Annotated in this window: 8 protein-coding genes; 6 read left to right on the top strand and 2 right to left on the bottom strand. The window is 73.2% G+C overall.

The window, feature by feature from the left end:
* The first annotated feature begins 558 nt into the window (after nucleotides 1–558).
* From STRVI_RS29410 to STRVI_RS29400, 3 genes are all read left to right on the top strand, one after another.
* Nucleotides 559–4554 carry a Pls/PosA family non-ribosomal peptide synthetase gene (locus STRVI_RS29410; protein ID WP_014059262.1) on the top strand — a complete coding sequence of 1332 codons (3996 nt, stop codon included), beginning with the start codon at nucleotides 559–561 and terminating at the stop codon, nucleotides 4552–4554.
* Nucleotides 4551–5939 (top strand): M1 family metallopeptidase, encoded by a 1389-nt coding sequence (locus STRVI_RS29405; protein WP_014059261.1) that lies wholly within the window; start codon nucleotides 4551–4553, stop codon nucleotides 5937–5939. Before STRVI_RS29410 ends, STRVI_RS29405 begins: the two co-directional genes overlap by 4 nt.
* A gap of 310 nt (nucleotides 5940–6249) precedes the next feature.
* The gene (locus tag STRVI_RS29400) at nucleotides 6250–6912 is read left to right on the top strand and encodes a DUF4232 domain-containing protein (RefSeq protein ID WP_014059260.1); all 663 of its coding nucleotides are present in this window, start codon (nucleotides 6250–6252) and stop codon (nucleotides 6910–6912) included.
* Nucleotides 6913–7003: 91 nt separating this feature from the next.
* Here the strand turns inward: STRVI_RS29400 and STRVI_RS29395 are convergent, their stop codons facing one another.
* On the bottom strand, nucleotides 7004–7918 hold the full coding sequence (locus tag STRVI_RS29395) for an IS982 family transposase (protein WP_014059259.1): 915 nt from the start codon (nucleotides 7916–7918) through the stop codon (nucleotides 7004–7006).
* A gap of 298 nt (nucleotides 7919–8216) precedes the next feature.
* On the bottom strand, nucleotides 8217–9053 hold the full coding sequence (locus STRVI_RS29390; protein ID WP_014059257.1) for an SDR family NAD(P)-dependent oxidoreductase: 837 nt from the start codon (nucleotides 9051–9053) through the stop codon (nucleotides 8217–8219).
* A 102-nt stretch (nucleotides 9054–9155) separates the two neighbouring features.
* Between STRVI_RS29390 and STRVI_RS29385 the strand changes: the two genes are divergently transcribed.
* The 3 genes from STRVI_RS29385 to STRVI_RS29375 all read left to right on the top strand — a co-directional run bounded on the left by STRVI_RS29385 (nucleotide 9156) and on the right by STRVI_RS29375 (nucleotide 18048).
* The gene (locus STRVI_RS29385; protein ID WP_014059256.1) at nucleotides 9156–9968 is read left to right on the top strand and encodes a helix-turn-helix domain-containing protein; all 813 of its coding nucleotides are present in this window, start codon (nucleotides 9156–9158) and stop codon (nucleotides 9966–9968) included.
* A gap of 294 nt (nucleotides 9969–10262) precedes the next feature.
* Nucleotides 10263–10409, top strand: coding sequence for a hypothetical protein (locus tag STRVI_RS52970; protein ID WP_167543233.1), 147 nt, complete (start codon nucleotides 10263–10265; stop codon nucleotides 10407–10409).
* A 511-nt stretch (nucleotides 10410–10920) separates the two neighbouring features.
* Nucleotides 10921–18048: a type I polyketide synthase gene (locus tag STRVI_RS29375; protein ID WP_014059255.1), complete on the top strand. Its 7128-nt coding sequence runs from the start codon at nucleotides 10921–10923 to the stop codon at nucleotides 18046–18048.
* The last annotated feature ends 1 nt before the right edge of the window (nucleotide 18049 follow it).

The raw sequence follows: 18049 nt of genomic DNA, 5'->3' as shown, positions 1-18049 counted from the left end.
CCAGCCGAGGACAGCGGAGAGGACCCTGTGCGGGGCCTGATCTTGGTGGTTCTGGCGGGGCCGGGTTCAGGCCGCAGTTTCAAAAGGGCGCCCGCCCGGACTGCGGCCGCTGTGAGACCGACCACAGGGTCGGGGCCCGTCGGGTGGCCGCCGCCGGGCCGCGAGCGAGACCGGAAAATTCGGCTCCCGCCAGGCACGATACGAGAGGGACGGCGGTGGTTGGGAACGGCGTGCCACCGTGCCGCGCGGCCACGGGCTCGGGCCACCGACGCCTCGGAAGGCGAGCGGCTCCGGTTAACGCTGGGTAAACTGCCTGTTCGGCGTATGCGGGCGTCGGTTCGACCGGAGGGGGCGGAGCATGCCCGTCCGATCACCGGTGCCCGCGATTCGAGCCGGCCGCTGGACGGCCGAGCCGAGTGGTCGCCCTCGCGGAAACCATCAGCCGCGAGCGGGTGTTCGGGACCCGGCTCAGTGTGGAGCCGGATGGCAGAGGCCGATGGTCCGGGTTGACCGGGCGGTGTCGCCGAACATTCGGTTCACCGACTGCGGAGAGGCCGGATGGCCGTAATAGACGAGTCCCAGGCACTGATCGACGAGTCCCAGGCACTGATCGACCCGCTGCTCGCACCCGCCGGGGAGGAGCCCTCGGCACCGCCCGCCCTGTTCCCCGGGCGCGGCGCCCACGCCGAGCGCACCCTCATGGACGTCCTCGGAGAGACGGCCCGTCGCCACCCGAACGCCCCTGCCGTCGATGACGGTACGGCGGCGCTCAGCTACCGTGCGCTCCTTGCCGAGGTGGAGAGGGTGCGGCTGCGGCTGGTCGAGGCGGGCCTCGGTGTCGGTGACCGGGTGGGCATCCGCGTCCCGTCCGGGACCGCCGATCTGTACGTCGGGATCCTTGCCGTGCTGGCCGCCGGGGCGGCCTATGTGCCGGTGGACGCGGAGGACCCGGACGAGCGGGCCGAGCTGGTCTTCTCCGAGGCCGCGGTGAGCGTGGTCCTCGGCGACGCGCTCGAGATGACGGTGCGCGCCGAGCCGCACGGCGTCCCCGGCCGCCCGGGGCCCGGCGACGACGCGTGGATCATCTTCACCTCCGGATCGACCGGCAAGCCCAAGGGCGTCGCCGTCACCCACCGCAGCGCGGCCGCGTTCGTGGACGCCGAGGCCGGGCTGTTCCTGGCCGATGAGCCCATGGGACCGGGCGACCGGGTGCTGGCCGGCCTGTCGGTGGCCTTCGACGCGTCCTGCGAGGAGATGTGGCTCGCCTGGCGCAGGGGCGCCTGCCTGGTGCCGGCGCCCCGGTCGCTGGTGCGCACGGGCGTCGACCTCGGCCCCTGGCTGGTCGAGCAGGAGATCACCGTGGTCTCCACGGTCCCCACGCTGGCGGCGCTGTGGCCGGTGGAGGCGTTGGACGACGTACGGCTGCTGATCTTCGGCGGCGAGGCGTGCCCGCCGGAACTGGCCGAGCGGATGGCGGTGGAGGGCCGCGAGGTGTGGAACACCTACGGTCCGACCGAGGCCACGGTCGTCGCGTGCGCCGCGCAGCTCACCGGCGAGGGCCCGGTGCGGATCGGGCTGCCGCTCGACGGCTGGGAGCTGGCGGTCGTGAACGCCCGGGGTGAGGCCGTGCCCATGGGCGAGGTCGGGGAGCTGGTGATCGGCGGGGTCGGGCTGGCCCGGTATCTCGACCCGGCGAAGGACGCCGAGAAGTACGCCCCGCTGCCGTCGCTGGGCTGGTCGCGGGCGTACCGCAGCGGTGACCTGGTACGCGCCGAGGAGGCGGGGCTGCTGTTCGTCGGTCGAGCCGACGAACAGATCAAGCTGGGCGGCCGCCGGATCGAGCTGGGGGAGGTGGACGCCGCGCTGCAGGCGCTGCCGGGCGTTGCGGGCGCCGCGGCCGCGGTACGGACGACCAAGGCGGGCCACCAGTTGCTGGTGGGCTATGTCGTGCCCGAGGAGGGCACGGCGGAGGACGGCGGCGAGGACACGGGCACCGGCTTCGACCAGACGGACGCGCTGGAGCGGCTGCGGCAGGCGCTGCCCGCCGCGCTGGTGCCGCTGCTCGCGGTGGTCGGCACGCTGCCCACCCGTACCTCCGGCAAGGTGGACCGGGCGGCGCTGCCCTGGCCGCTGCCGGGGGTCGGCACGGCCGGTCCGGCGGACGAGCTGACCGAGACCGAGAGCTGGCTGGCCGAGCTGTGGGGCGAGGTGCTGGGCACCCCGGCGAGCGGGCCGGATGCCGACTTCTTCGCGGCCGGCGGTGGCAGCCTCGCCGCCGCCCAGCTCGTCTCGCGGATCCGGGACCGCTACCCCAGCGGATCGGTCAGCGACATCTACCAGAACCCGCGGCTGGGCGCGCTCGCCCGGACGCTGGAGGCGTCGGGCGGCGAGACGACGGCCCCGCGCACCGTACGGCCCGTACCCGGGCGTACCGGTGTCGCGCAGACGCTGCTGATGCTGCCGCTGCTGACGGTCGCAGGGCTGCGCTGGGGTGTGGCCGCGGCCGCGGTCTTCAACGTGCTGAACCTTTGCGGTGCCGCCCCTTACGCGCCCACCGTCTCCTGGTGGTGGATCCTGCTCGGCTGGCTGTTCTGCGTCTCGCCGCCCGGCCGGATCGCGATCGCCGCGGGTGGTGCGCGGCTGCTGCTGCGGGGTGTGAAGCCGGGGACGTACCCGCGCGGCGGCGGCGTCCACCTGCGGCTGTGGACGGCCGAGCGGCTGGCCGAGCTGAGCGGTGCCACCGGCCTGTCCGGCAGTTGGCTCACCCACTACGCGAGGGCGCTGGGCGTGCGCGTCGGCGACGACGTCGATCTGCACGCGCTGCCGCCGGTGACCGGGATGCTCAAGCTCGGGAAGGGCAGCGCGGTCGAGCCCGAGGTCGATCTGTCCGGCCACTGGCTGGACGGCGACCGGCTGCGGATCGGCCGGATCCGGATCGGCGCGGGCGCCACGGTCGGCGCCCGCAGCACGCTCTTCCCCGGCGCCCGGATCGGCAAGCGCGCCGAGGTCGCCCCGGGGTCCGGGGTGACCGGTGCGGTGCCCGCGGGGCGCCGCTGGGCGGGCGTGCCGGCGGCCAAGTCCGGTAAGGCGGCGCACCGTCGGCCCGAGGGCCGGCCGGCCCGCACCCGCCGCTGGGCGTTCGTGTACGGGCTCACCTCGCTGGGGCTGACCCTGTTGCCCGCACTGGCGCTGCTGCCCGCGCTCGCCGTCCTCACGCTGTTCGTGCGGGGCACCCGCGACGCGGGCACGGCGCTGCTCCACGCGCTGGCCGCCGTGCCGCTTGCGACGGTGGCCGGAATGGTGTGCTACGCACTGTTTGTCCTGGCCGGGGTGCGGACGCTCGGCCTCGGCCTGCGCGCGGGTCACCATCCCGTCCACGGGCGGATCGCCTGGCAGGCATGGGCCACCGAGCGGTTGATGGACATGGCGCGGGTGCATCTGTTCCCGCTGTACGCCAGCCTGTTCACCCCGGTGTGGCTGCGGGCCCTCGGCATGAAGGTCGGGCGCGGGGTCGAGGCGTCCACCGTGCTGGCCCTGCCGTCGATGACCACCGTCGGCGACGGCGCGTTCCTCGCCGACGACACCATGGTCGCCTCCTACGAACTGGGCGGCGGCCGGCTGCGGATCGCGGAGTCGCGAGTCGGCAAGATGGCGTTCCTCGGCAACTCCGGGATGGCCGTGGGCGGCAGTTCGGTGCCCAAGCGCGGTCTGGTCGGCGTGCTGTCCGCCGCGCCCAGGGGCGCCAAGGCGGGCAGCTCGTGGCTCGGGATGCCGCCGATGAAGCTGCCGCGGGCGGCCGCGGAGGGCGACCAGAGCCGTACCTACCGTCCGGCGCGGCGGCTGAAGTGGGCCCGCGGCGCGGTCGAGCTGTGCCGGATCGTCCCCGTGATGGGTGGTGCGGCGCTCGCGGTGCTGGTGCTGGCCGCCTTCGGGACCCTCGCCGCACGGTGGGGATTCGCCGCGGCCATGGCGGCCGGCGGGGTGCTGCTGCTCGCGGGCGGTCTGCTCGCGTGCGCCGTGGCGGTGCTGGCCAAGTGGCTGCTGATGGGCCGGTTCAGGGCAGCCGAACGCCCGCTGTGGAGCTCGTTCGTGTGGCGCAACGAGCTGGCGGACACCTTCGTGGAGGTGCTGGCCGTCCCGTGGCTGGTCGGGGCCGTGTCCGGTACGCCGCTGATGAACTGGTGGCTGCGGGGCCTCGGCGCGCGCATCGGGCGCGGGGTGTGGTGCGAGACGTACTGGCTGCCGGAGGCCGATCTGGTACGGATCGGCTCGGGCGCGAGCGTGAACCGGGGGTGTGTGGTACAGACCCATCTCTTCCACGATCGGATCATGCGCATGGACCAGGTGGTGCTGGAGGAGGGCGCCACCCTGGGCCCGCACGGCATCGTGCTGCCGGGCGCCACGGTCGGCACATGTGCCACGGTGGGGCCGGCGTCGCTGGTGATGCGCGGCGAGACGCTGCCCGCGGGCACATGGTGGCTCGGCAACCCGATCGCGGCGTGGAAGCCGGAGAAGGCGCAGGACATGCGGAAGACGGAGGGTACGGCGAAGTGAGCAGGGGCAAGAGCGGCCGGGCGCAGGCCGCGCCCGGCGGCGGCGCCGGGGCGGACCGGTCCGGGGACTCCTATCTGCCCGAGCACGGCAACGGCGGCTACCGGGTGACCCATTACGACCTGGAGCTGACCTACCGTCCGAACACCGGCCGGCTCTCGGGCCGCGCGCGGATCTCGGCGGTCGCCGAGCCGGGCGCCGCCGGCGAGCCGCTGTCCGGGTTCAGCCTCGACCTCGGCGCGTTCCGGGTCGACGGGGTGCTGGTCGACGGGGCCCGCGCGGCCCGCTACACCCACCGGGCGGACAAGCTGCGCATCCGCCCCGCGCGCCCGCTGCCCGCCGGGGCCCCGTTCACCGTGGAGGTGCGGTACGTCGGGGTGCCCCGGCCGGTGAAGACCCGGCACTGGGGCGACCTGGGCTGGGAGCAGCTCGAGGACGGGGCGCTGGTGGCGGGCCAGCCGATCGGCGCGCCGTCCTGGTTCCCGTGCAACGACCACCCGGCCGACAAGGCGTCGTACCGGATCGCGGTGACCGCGCCGTCGCCGTACACGGTGGTCGCCGCCGGGACCCTGGACTCGAGCACGGTCAACGCCTCCACCACGACCTGGGTGTACGAGCACCCGGCGCCGATGTCCAGCTATCTCGCCACCGTCCAGATCGGCCTGTACGACCTGGTCGAGCTGACCGATGCGGCCGTGAGCCCGGTGCCCCAGCGGGCGGCGGTACCGCCGCGGCTGCGCGACCGCTTCGACCACGACTTCGCCCGCCAGCCCCGGATGATGGCCGCCTTCGAGGACCTCTTCGGCCCGTACCCGTTCGACGAGTACGCCGTGGTGGTGACGGACGACGAGCTGGAGGTGCCGGTCGAGGCACAGACGCTCGCCATCTTCGGCGCCAACCATGTCGACGGGCACCGCGGCTGTGAGCGGCTGGTCGCCCATGAGCTGGCCCACCAGTGGTTCGGCAACAGTCTGAGCGTCGCCGACTGGGGCCACATCTGGCTGAACGAGGGCTTCGCCAAGTATGCCGAGTGGCTGTGGTCGGAAGCCTCCGGCAGCGTCCCCGCCGCCGTCATCGCGGCCCGCACCAGGGCCAGGCTGGCGGATCAGCCGCAGGACCTGCTGGTCGCGGACCCGGGCATGCCGCGGATGTTCGACGACCGGGTCTACCAGCGGGGCGCACTGACGCTGCACGCGCTCCGGACGGTCCTCGGCGACGACACCTTCTTCGCGGTGCTGCGGGAATGGACGGCCACGTACCGCCACGCCACCGTCACCACCGAGGAGTTCACCGCTCTCGCCCGGCGCCGCGCCGCGGAGCCTCTCGACGCGCTGTTCACCGCCTGGCTCCACACCCCGCGCCTGCCGGAGCTCCCCGGCCCCAGGTGATCGGCCCAGGTGATCGACCCCAGGTGATCGGCTCCCACAGCCCGGGCGCATCGACGAGTCGGCACTCGCCCGCCCCCGTTTCCCGCGCCGGTCGGCGGCAGGGGAGGGGCACGGCAGGGGCGGTGCGGACGGGGCGTGTGCCCGGTGGTGGTGTGCGCTGCGCCTGGCTGTTCGTGTAACAGGGGTGTATCAGGGGGGCGGTTGGGTGGAACGTGCGGCGGGCCGGGCCGCTCCTGCTGATCAGTAACGCTCGCTCGTACCGACGTGTACCGAGCGGCCGGCACCCCCAACCGATACTGAGGAAGAAACGATGCGCGTTCATAAGCTCACCTTCGCCGCCCTGGTCGTTGCCGCGGGTCTCTCGCTGACGGCCTGTCAGAACGACGATGACGGCTCGGGAAAGAGCGACCCGTCGTCCGCGTCGAGTGCGTCTTCCTCGGGCGGCGGTTCGGGCTCGGGCGGTTCGGATCAGGGCGGTGGCAAGGACTCCGGCGGGAAGGACTCCGGCGGGCAGGGCACGGCCGCCGGGACCGGCTCCGACGAGAACGGCAAGGTCGGCAAGTGCCGCACCGACGAGCTGGAGATCACGGCGGCGGACCGCACCATCGACGGCGACGGCGAGGGCACCGTCGCGGTGACGCTGAAGAACGGTGGCGGCCGGGACTGCACGGTCTCCGGGTTCGCGGGCGTCGACCTGAAGACCAGCGAGGGAGCGCTGTCCGCGAAGCGCAGTGGTCAGCCGGCCGACTCGCACATCCTCAAGGACGGGGAGTCGACGTACTTCGGCGTCAACTACCCGATCAACGACTCGGGCGGCTCCGGCGTCCGCGTCACGGGGCTGGTGGTGACTCCGCCGAACGAGACGAAGTCGGTCACCCTCGACTGGCCGGGCGGCGGCACCCTGCCCGTCACGGACGGCGCCGGCTCCCCGGTGAAGGTCGGCCCGATCGGGGGCATCGGCCAGGGCGGCTGACCCGCACGTCCCAGGGGGCTCGGGCCGCACCGCGCCGCGGCCCGAGCACCCGCCAGTACTAGATGAATGAGTCCAAGGGGTGTTGTCACGGTCAGTGGTCATAGGCGATCAGTGATCGCTTGACCGGCTGTCTGGTGAGGTCGTTGTGCCAGACGGCCGCGGTCAGCGCGAGGATCCGGCACAGAACGCGTGCGACCACGCCACGTGGGCTCTTGCCGCCATGCCGTTCCAGATCGAACTGGCCTTTGAGAGTCTGGTTGATCGACTCGATGACCTGGCGAAGGGGCTTGAACAGGTGCGCTCCGGCCCGCTCGGGCTCGCCCTTGCGGGCTGGCCGCAGCAGGACGAGGTGACGCTCCGCGAGGTCGTGCTCGAACTCGTAGCCGTAGTAGTTCTTGTCGGCGATGATCGTCTGTCCGGGGTGGGAGGCGGTCACGTCCGGCGCGGTGTCGAGCATGTCCCTCAGCGTTTCGCGTTCATCGGCCTTGGCGCCGGTCAGCGCGAACAGGACCGGCAGGCCGCCGAGCGTGCACACCAGGTGCAGCCGCAGCCCCCAGAAGTACCGGGAGTGGGATGCGCAGTAGCCGTACTGGGCCCATCCGGCCAGGTCCGAGCGTTTGGCTGTTTCCCGGGAACATCCGCAGCCGACCGGGGTGGAGTCGACCAGCCACACGTCGTCGCTCCACAGCGAGGTGTCCCGGGCCAGAATCCGGATCATGCTGATGAGCAGGGACGACGCGGCACGCAGGCGCTTGTTGTAGCCAGACTGCTGGGGCACACGGGGAAAGAGATGGCGGAAGTCCTGGTCGACACGGCGCAGCCAGCGCCGCTCGGAGGTGTAGCCGAGCACCGCCGACATCACAGCGAGCGTGAGCAGCTCCGCGTCACTGAGCCGGGGAGCGATCCCCACCGCGGGCCGCGCCGGGGCCAGCCACGGCGAAGCCTTCAACTCATCGTCGATCCGGGCGTACAGTGCCGTTGCGAGGGTGTTCAGGTCGTTCGTCACACATCGACATTGGACGCCCTCGCCTCATGTCCGCAGGCCATCCCTTGGACTCATTCATCTAGGCGTCGGCGACGGCTCGCAGGGGGCTGAGGGCGGCAGCAGCCAGGCGATCCGCAGCAGCCGCGGCCCGCGGGCAGCCACGAATTCCTCGAAGCCCTTCGGCCCGCCGGCCCGGCGGGCCGCGCTCGCGGAGCCGATGCCGGGCCGGCCCATCGCCGACGCCTGATCCTTGGTTCCGGGCGCCCTGCTGAAACGAGTGGACGCCCAAGCCCGCCGACACCACGGCACCGCAATCGGATTATGCCGATGCGTGGGTGAGCTCGTGGGCCCGTTGCCACAGCCGGGCAGCGAGATCCGGGTCCGCGGCGGGGGCGCGCAGGGGCTCCGGCTCGAGCCGGTTGTAGAAGACGTTTCTCAGTTCGCCGCGGTCGGTGGTGGCGATCCTGATGATCGGCTCGGCGCCCTCCTCCGGTGACCGCGTCAGGCGCCGCCCGATCCGGCTTGCCTTCGCTGCCGTGATCAGTGCGGAGTTGCGGTCGAGCCCGGAGCGGACGGTGCCGGGGTGGAATGCGACAGCGGTCATGGTGTCCGGTGCCCGGCGGTTGAACTCGGCGGCATGTAGGACACTTGCCAGCTTCGAGGCGTTGTACGAGCGCATCTGTGCGTAACGGCGCCGATTCTGGTCCAGGTCGTCCGGGTCGAGCTTGCCGAACCGGTAGAGATTGGAGCCTGTGTTGATGACAAGGGCGGAGGGGGCCCGCAGGAGCTTCTCCCGGAGAAGCGATGTCAACAGGAAAGGAGAGAGGAAATTGACCTGCACGGTCAATTCATGACCGTCTGGCGTCGTTTGCCGCTTGGGCGCAACGATACCGGCGTTATTGACCAGGATGTCGATCCGCGGAATGCGGGAGATCAGGTGCTGAGCGAGTTCGCGCACTTCGCTGAAGCGCGCGAAGTCCGCGGGAAGGGCGGTGCCGCCGACTTCGTCGGCGACTGCGCGGGTTCTGGTCACCGCGCGGCCCACGACGACGACTGACGCACCCCTCGCGGCCAACTGCCGTGCCGCGGCCGCGCCGACGCCGGAACTGGCGCCGGTGACGACGGCGGTCAGGCCGTCCAGTGTTTCTGTTGCCATGGACCGGACGCTAGGTCCCGCGTCGCGGCTGAGGAAGTGAGCCGTGGCCCTGGTGCTGCGGGCACCAGGGTCCGGGGCTCGTTCCGGATTACTCTTGCCCTCATGAACGACCGCACCGCGAATCTGCTGGGCGATTATCTGCGGGCTCGCCGCGAGGTACTGCGCCCTGCGGATGTCGGCCTTCCCGAGACCGCACGTCGGCGCGTGCCCGGCCTGCGCCGCGAGGAAGTCGCGACGCTCTCCGGTATCAGTGTGGACTACTACCTCGGTCTGGAGCAGGGACGTGACCGGCGGCCGTCCGCGGAGATCCTCCGGGCGCTCGCTCAGGCTTTACAGCTCGACGAGTCGGCGACCACGCACTTGTTCGCGCTCGCCCATTCTGTCCCGGGTTCGCGCGGGCGCGCTCAGCGTCACCGGGTTTCTCCCACCTTGGCTCGGCTGATCGACTCCTGGCCGGTGACGCCCGCGTTCGTGCAGACCCAGACGTTCCTGGTGCTGGCGGCGAATCCGCTGGCCCAGGCCCTCTCGCCCGCGCACACACCGGGAACCAACCTCCTGCGGACCGTGTTCTTGGACCCGGACACCTTCCCGGTCGAACCGGATCCGCGTCCGGACTTCGTGGCCTGCCTGCGCGGGCTGGCCGGCGCGGAGGTCGACGATCCGGACCTGGCGGCGCTGGTAGCCGAATTGTCCACGCGCAGCGAGAGCTTCCGACGTCTTTGGGCCAGACACGATGTCCGGGGCCGCACCAATGGCAGGGCTACGATCGCTCATCCGCGGGTCGGTACCCTCACGCTCGATCTCGAACGGTTTCTCGTGCCCTCCGCGCCGGCCCAGCAACTGGTCGTCTATTCCGCGGAGCCGGACAGCCCGTCATATGAGGCACTGCATCTGCTCGCGGAATCGGCCGACTGAGGGGCGGTGCGCGGAAGCCCGGCGAAAGCCTGCGCGGCCATGGCGTCACTGCCGCGGGTCGCGCCGGTGTGGCCGCTACGGTGTGGCGGCGGAGGGCCTGAGCAGGGCCGGCCACTGCGTGGCCAGCCAGCCGCGGAACCGGGAAACCAGGTGCCCACGGGGGCCAGGACCGTGATGACGCAGCCGTCCTCGCTCTTGGCCCAACTCGGGTCGTCCTGGCTCGGGTTCCCGTCATCGCGGACACGGACCTGGAATGCCCGGCCTTTTTCGATCTTCTCCGGAGGGGCGACGGTGATGCTTGCCGTCTCCGGATTTCGCGAAACTCTGCGCGGGCTTGCCGTCGATCTCGACCGAGTGGGCGGTCAGCGCAAGGTCCATATCGAATCGCGCGAGATCCGCGGTGGCCTCGGCAGCGAGCTCGGTATCTCCTTCCAACTGTGATGACGTCAATTCCCTACGACCGCCATCCCGTCACCATGGTTTTGGCCCGTTTCCTGGCCGGCGGCGATCCCTTTACTTTCCCGCCAAGTGCAGCGCCAAGTGCATCCGCCTTCACCTCCGTCGGCGAGTGAAGTGGCCGCAAGACGGGCGTTGACTTGGAGGTCGGCACCGTGGGACTGGGCTCGCTGTGCGTTCGCTACGGAGAGTGTGTGACCCGGGTGGTGGTTGGGGTGTTGCGCTGGAGAATCGCGTGATCTGCCGCACACTTCGGTGAGTTTATTGCGACGTCTGTGTTTCTGTCACATGACGCATTCATGTAGCGGGCACTCCCGCGTCGTGCGGTGTTTCGGTGAATGCCTCGGGGCGGTATCCCGCGTGCGTAGTTTTCGGTATTCAAAAGGGGATGGTCTGCATGAAAGGGGAGTGAGTGGTCACTCTCAGCGACAGGTTGACCGCTTGTCATGACCCCAGTTGACTACCGATCATCACTCTCCCCCCACAGAGGACTCTCATGCGGACGCTCGCCACCCCTGCGCCGTCGGATGCATCGGTAGACGCCGTCCTCGCGGTCAACCCGCTGCACCGCCCATCGCCCCGCCTCACCGCCGCGGCCGGCCGGGCAGGCGCCCTCGGTGTGCTCGAACTGTCCGAGCGTCGCCGCGATGCCATCGAGGCTCTGCGTCGCACCGCCCGCTGGTCCGGCGGCCGTCCCTTCGGGGTCCGGGTCCGTCCTGGCTGCCCGCTCGGCGTAGCGGACCTCCCCGAGGGCGCCACGACCGTGCTGCTCGCCGACCCCGCACGGACCGCCGCCGACTTCCCCGGGCGCCGCGTGCTCGTCGAGGTCACCAGCCTCGCCGGGGCCGCCGACGCCGTGCACGCCGGCGCTGCCGGGCTGTTGCTGCGCGGCAGCGAGTGCGGCGGCCGGGCCGGTGAGCTGAGCACGTTCGTCCTGCTGCAAGGGGTTCTCGCCGATCCGGGGATCGCCGTGCCGGTCTGGGCGTGGGGCGGCATCGGCCCGCGCACAGCCGCCGCGGCGGTCGCCGGTGGAGCGGCGGGCGTGGTGCTCGACGTCCAACTCGCGCTGCTCGACGAGGCCGAACCGGATGCCGAGGCCGTCGAGGCACTCGGCTCGCTGGACGGTTCCGAGAGCGTCCTCGTCGACGGGGTGCGTTTCCTGCGCCGCCGCGGGCCGCGGGCCCCCGAGCAGCCCACCGACAGCGCCACCGCCGAGCGCGCCTTCGCCGCCACCGATTCCCTGCGGCGCCTCCTGCCGGTCGGTCAGGACGGCTACCTCGCCGCCTCCTTCGCCGCCCGCTCCGCCACCGTCGCCGAGGCGGTCCGAAGGGTCCGCGACGCGATCGGCCGGGCCACCGTCGGCGAGCGGGCCGCCGCCGCGCTGGCCGAGGGTTCCGCCGGGGCCCGCGCGCTCGGCACCCGCCTGCCCGTCGCCCAGGGCCCGATGACCCGGGTCAGCGACGAGCCCGCGTTCGCCGCCGCCGTGGCAGCCGACGGCGCCCTGCCCTTCCTCGCCCTCGCCCTCGCCGACGCCGCGCGCACCCGGGCCATGCTGGAGCACACCCGGGACTCGCTGCCCGAGGGCGCCTCCTGGGGCGTGGGCATCCTGGGCTTCGCCGACGAGCAGGTCAAGGAGGCCCAGCTCGCCGTCGTCCGGGAGCTGAAACCCACGCACGCCGTCATCGCGGGCGGCCGTCCCGCACAGGCCGCCGCACTGGAGGCGGAGGGCATATCGGCCTTCCTGCATGTGCCCTCGCCGGGGCTGCTGCGGCAGTTCCTCGCGGCGGGTGCCCGCAAGTTCATCTTCGAGGGCGCCGAGTGCGGCGGTCACATCGGGCCCCGTAACAGCTTCCCGCTGTGGGAGGCGCAGACCGAGGTGCTGCGCGCGTTCCTCGCCGAGCAGGGCCCCGCGGCGGCCACGGAGCTGACCGTGCTCTTCGCCGGCGGCATCCACGACGCCCGGTCGGCGGCCATGGCCGCGACCGTCGCCGCCCCGCTGACCGAGGCGGGCGCCGCCTTCGGTGTGCTGATGGGCACCGCCTACCTGGTCACCGCCGAGGCGGTCGGCGCGGGCGCCATCCGGCCGCTCTTCCAGCGGCGGGTCCTCGCCGCCGACCGCACCGACCTGCTGGAGACCGCGCCGGGCCACGCCACCCGGTGCGCGGCCAGCGAGGTCACCCGCGACTTCGCCGCGCTGCGGGACGAACTCACCGCCCAGGGCGTGCCGGACCGCGAGGTCTGGGAGCGCCTGGAGCGGTTCAACGTCGGCCGGCTGCGCATCGCCTCCAAGGGCGTCGAGCGGATCGGGGACGAACTGCGCGCGGTGGACGAGGAGCGCCAGGGCGCCGAGGGCATGTTCATGGCCGGTGAGGTCAGCGTGCTGCGCGCCGAGGTCACCACCATCGCGGATCTGCACCGGGAGGTGACCGAGGGCGCCACCGCCTGGCTCGCCGAGCGCGCCGCCACCGTCCCCGCCCCGGCCGCCGAGGAGGCACCCGCGCCGCTGCGTGTCGCCGTGGTCGGCATGGCCGCGATGTTTCCCGGCGCCCGCGACCTGGGCGAGTTCTGGGCCAATGTGGTGTCCGGCACCGACAGCATCACCGAGGTGCCCGCCGAACGCTGGGACCCCGAGCTGTACTACGCGCCGGACGGTGACGGCGAACGCACCCCCTCCCGCTGGGGCGGCTTCCTGCCCCGGATCCCCTTCGACCCGCTGAGCTACGGCATCCCGCCCGCCTCGCTGCCCAGCATCGAACCCGTGCAACTGCTCGCCCTGGAGGCCGCCCGGCGCGCACTCGCCGACGCCGGCTACGAGGGGCCGGAGGCCGACCACCGCCGCACCTCGGTGATCTTCGGCGCCGAGGCGGGCAGCGACCTGGCCAACGCCTCCACCCTGCGCACCGTGCTGCCCGCCTACGTCGGCACGCTGCCGCCCGGTCTGGAGGAGCAACTGCCGAAGCTGACCGAGGATTCGTTCCCCGGCATGCTCGCCAACGTCATCGCGGGGCGCATCGCCAACCGGCTCGACCTCGGCGGTGCCAACTACACCGTCGACGCGGCCTGCGCCTCCTCGCTCACCGCCGTCGACGCCGCCTGCAAGGAACTCGTCACCGGCACCAGCGACCTGGTTCTGTGCGGCGGCGCCGACCTGCACAACGGCATCAACGACTACCTGCTCTTCTCCTCCGTGCACGCGCTGTCGCCCTCCGGCCGCTCGGCCACCTTCGACGCGAGCGCGGACGGCATCGCCCTCGGCGAGGGCGTCGCCTGTGTGGCCCTCAAGCGCCTCGCCGACGCCGAACGCGACGGCGACCGGATCTACGCGGTGATCGACGGTGTCGGCAGCGCCAGCGACGGCCGTGGCCTCGGCCTGACCGCGCCCCGCCCCGAAGGCCAGCGCGCCGCCCTGACCCGCGCCTACGCCAACGCCCGGATCTCCCCGGCCGAGGTCGGCCTGATCGAGGCGCACGGCACCGGCACCGTCGTCGGCGACCGCACCGAACTCGCCACCCTGACCGAGGTGTTCCGGGAGTACGGGGCCGAACCCGGCTCCTGCGCCATCGGCTCGGTCAAGTCGCAGATCGGGCACACCAAGTGCGCCGCCGGACTGGCCGGACTGATCAAGACCACCCTCGCGCTCTACCACGGCGTCAAGCCGCCCACCCTGCACCTCGGCAACCCCAATCCGGCTTGGGAGGCGGACACCAGCCCCTTCGCCTTCCACACCTCCACCGCCCCCTGGGCCGTCGAACCGGCCGACCGGATCGCGGGCGTCAGCGCCTTCGGCTTCGGCGGCACCAACTTCCACGTCGTCCTGCGCGCCCACGACCAGGCGCCCGCCGCACACGCCCTGGACGCCTGGCCGGCCGAGCTGTTCACCTTCCGCGGCCGCGAGGAGCAGGCCGCCGTCAAGGCGGTCCGCGCCCTGCTCGCCCTGATCGACCAGGACGGCGGCCACAGCCGCCTGCGCGACCTCGCGCGCCACGCCGCCCACCGCAGCGACCAGGCCGCCGTGCGCGGCGAACCCGTACAGATCGCGGTGGTCGCCCGCTCGTCGGCCGAACTGCCAGAGTTGCTGCGCCGGGCCGCCGAGGGCGAACACGCCCCCGCCGACGGCATCCACCTCGCCCGCGCCGTGCCGCGGGAGGTCGCGGAGGGCCGGCTCGCGCTGCTCTTCCCGGGCCAGGGCAGCCAGCGACCCGGGATGCTCGCGCCGCTCTTCGCGGCCTTCCCCGGACTCCACCGCCACCTGCACCTCGGCGCCCGCTGGGCCGACGCGCTCTTCCCGCCGGCCGCGCTCGACGCCGAGGCCGCGGCCCGCACCCAGGCCCGGATCACCGACACGGCGGTGGCCCAGCCCGCCCTCGGCATCACCGCGCTCGCCGCCACCGAACTGCTCAGCTCTCTCGGGGTGCGCCCCGCGATGGCCGGCGGCCACAGCTACGGCGAACTCGCCGCGCTCGCCGCCGCCGGAGTGTTCACCCCCGACGAACTGCTCGCCGCCAGCGTCGCCCGCGCCGAGGCCATCCTCGGCCGGGTCCCGGAGGGCGACGCGGGGACCATGGCCGCGGTCGGTGCCTCCGCCGACCAGGTCGAGGAGGTGCTGCGCCTCGCGGACCTGGCCGGCGACGTGGTGGCCGCCAACCACAACTCGCCCACCCAGACGGTCATCTCGGGCCCGAGCGAGGCGGTCGCCGCCGCCATCGCCCAACTGAAGGACGCCGGATACAGCGCCAAGCCGCTGAGTGTGGCCTGCGCCTTCCACAGCCCGCTGCTCGACGGCGCGGGTGAGGACTTCGGCACCCACCTCGCGGGGCTGGACCTGCCGGCCCCGGCCTTCCCGGTCTGGGCCAACCGCACCGCGGCGCGCTACCCCGACGACGCCGAGGGCATCCGCGCCGAACTGACCGCCCAGCTCGGCTCCCCGGTCCGCTTCGCCGAACAGATCGAGGCGATGTACGAGGCAGGGGCCAGGGTCTTCGTCGAGGCCGGGCCCGGCCGGGTGCTCAGCCGCCTGGTGGCGGACGTGCTCGGGGACCGCCCGCACCGCACCGTGCCGCTGGAGGGCGGCCGCGACGGCGGACTGCCCGCCTTCCTGACCGCGCTCGCCCGACTCGCCGTCAGCGGCACGGAGCTGCGCACCCGGCCGCTGTTCACCGGCCGCGACACCGTCGACCCCGCTACCGCCAAAGCCGTCCGGCGGGCCGGTTTCACCGTCGACGGCCACCTGCTGCGCCGCGCCGACGGCGCCTTCCCGCCGCACGCCCTGCTCCCCGCCCGACCCGTGACGGAGTTCACCGTGTCCGACCCGCGTCACCTCCCCGCGCCGGCCGCCGGTCCCGAAGCGCTGATCGCGGAGTTCCTCCGCAGCAGCCGGGAGATGGTCTCCGCCCAGCGCGACGTCCTGCTCTCCTACCTGGGAGCACCCGAACTCCCGCCCGGGACGACGCGGTCGACCGCGCAGGCTGTACCCGCGGCACACATCGTCCCGGCCGTCACGGCATCGTCGGCCGTCGCCACGTCGTCGGCCGTCGCTCCGGGGCCCGTCGCGGCGCCCGCCGCCGCGCCGGGTGCCTCGGTCCTGGACACCGTTCTCGACGTGGTCGCGGGGCTCACCGGCTACCCGGTGGACATGCTGGAGCCGGATCTCGATCTGGAGGCCGATCTCAGCATCGACTCCATCAAGCGGGCCGAGATCGCCGGTGAACTGGCCGCCCGGCTGGGCGTCGCCGCCCAGGGAGGCGAGCAGCTTGAGGAGCTGAGCGGCGTCCGCACCGCCGAGGGCATGGCCTCGCTCCTCGCCGCCCGGCTCGGCACCCCCGCCGCCGTCCCGTCCGCCGCGCCCGCCTCCGCCGCGGCCGGCGCCCCGGCCCGTGATGTGCCGGTCCTGGACACCGTTCTCGAGGTGGTCGCGGGGCTCACCGGCTACCCGGTGGACATGCTGGAGCCGGATCTCGATCTGGAGGCCGATCTCAGCATCGACTCCATCAAGCGCACCGAGATCGTCGGCGAACTCGGTGGCCGCCTCGCCCTGGACACCGCCGGGGCGGACCTCGAAGCGCTCAGCGGCGCCCGTACCGTCGCCGCGCTCAGCGCACTCCTGGAGGCAGCCCTCGGCTCCGTTCCGGCGCCCGCCGAGACCTCCACCTCCACTCTCGCCGTCGACGGACCGCGCCCGGAGATCACCGCCCCGCAGCGGCTGCTGTTCACCGAACACGTCCTCGAACCGGTCACCGCCCGCCCGGAGCCCGGCCGCCGGGTACAGCTCCTCGGCGGCGGCGAGACCGCCGCCGAACTGTCCGCGCTGCTGGCCGAGGCCGGCGTCGAGACCGAGCTGGTCCCCGACGGCGAACTGCCCGCCGCGGGCGAGGAGACGGTGGTGCACCTGACGCCGCTGGACGCCGAAGGGCCCGTGCTGCCCGAAGCCTTCGCCCTCTACCAGCGGGTCCTCGCCGCCGGGCCGCGTCGCCTGCTCGCCGCCGACCGGCGGGGCGCCGGGGCGCCCAGCGGGCTGCGCGGCTTCTTCCGCACGGTGGCCCGCGAGTACCCCGAGACCCGCGCCACGCTGGCCGAGGTCCCCGACGGGGCGAGCGCCGCCGAGGCCGCCCGCGCCCTCTTCGCCGAACTCGCCGCCCCCGAGCACGAGCCGGTGGTGCTGCTGGACCAGGGCGGCGGTCGCCGCGCCCTGCGCCTGGCGCTCACCCCGCTCGGCTCGATCGCCACCAGCGGCGCCGGACCGGCGGGCGACGGCGCCGCCGAGGCCGAGGCCGTCGGGCTCGACCGTGAGTCGGTGGTCCTCCTGGTCGGCGGCGCCCGGGGCATCACCGCCCGCTTCGCCCGCACCCTCGCCGCCGCGGCCCGCTGCCGCCTGGTCCTCTTCGGCCGCACCCCGGAACCCGCGGCCGCCGAGGACCCGGATACGGCCGGCGCCACCGACCGTGCCTCGCTGCGCGGCGCCCTGCTCGCCGCGAAACTCACCACCACCCCCGCCGACACCGAACGCCGGGTCTCGGCGATCCTCGCCGAGCGCGAGGTACGCACCACCCTGGCCGCCCTGCGAGAGCTGGGCGGTGAGGTCGAGTACCAGCGGGTGGACGTGACGGACACGGAGGCCGCCGGAGCCGCGGTCAAGGAGGTGTACGCCCAGTACGGACGGCTCGACGGGCTGGTCTACGCCGCCGGGCTCATCGAGGACAAGCTGATCTCGGAGAAGACCCCGGAGTCCTTCGCCCGGGTCTTCACCACCAAGGCCGACGGCGCCGCCACCGTCCTGGACGCGGTGGACCGGCTGCCGGTGAGCCCACGCTTCGCCGTCCTCTTCGGCTCCATCGCCGCCGCCCTCGGCAACCGCGGCCAGAGCGACTACGCCGGCGCCAACGACGCCCTGGAGGAACTGGGCCGCCGCTGGTCCGGTGCCGAGCGGCGCGGTCTGACCGTGCACTGGGGCCCCTGGGCCGCGTCCGAGACCGGCGGCGGCATGGTCGGCCCGGAGCTGATGCGCTCCTACGCGGCCCGCGGCATCAAACTGATCGACCTGGAGGAAGGCCCGCTCAGCCTGTTGCGCGAACTCGCCTACGGCGCCCCGGACGAGCACACCGTCGTCTACACCGCCTCCGGCTGGTGAA

The sequence above is a fragment of the Streptomyces violaceusniger Tu 4113 genome (assembly GCF_000147815.2).
Taxonomy (GTDB): domain Bacteria; phylum Actinomycetota; class Actinomycetes; order Streptomycetales; family Streptomycetaceae; genus Streptomyces; species Streptomyces violaceusniger_A.
Note: the sequence above shows the minus strand (reverse complement) of the source record. Positions and strands in the feature narration are given on the sequence as shown.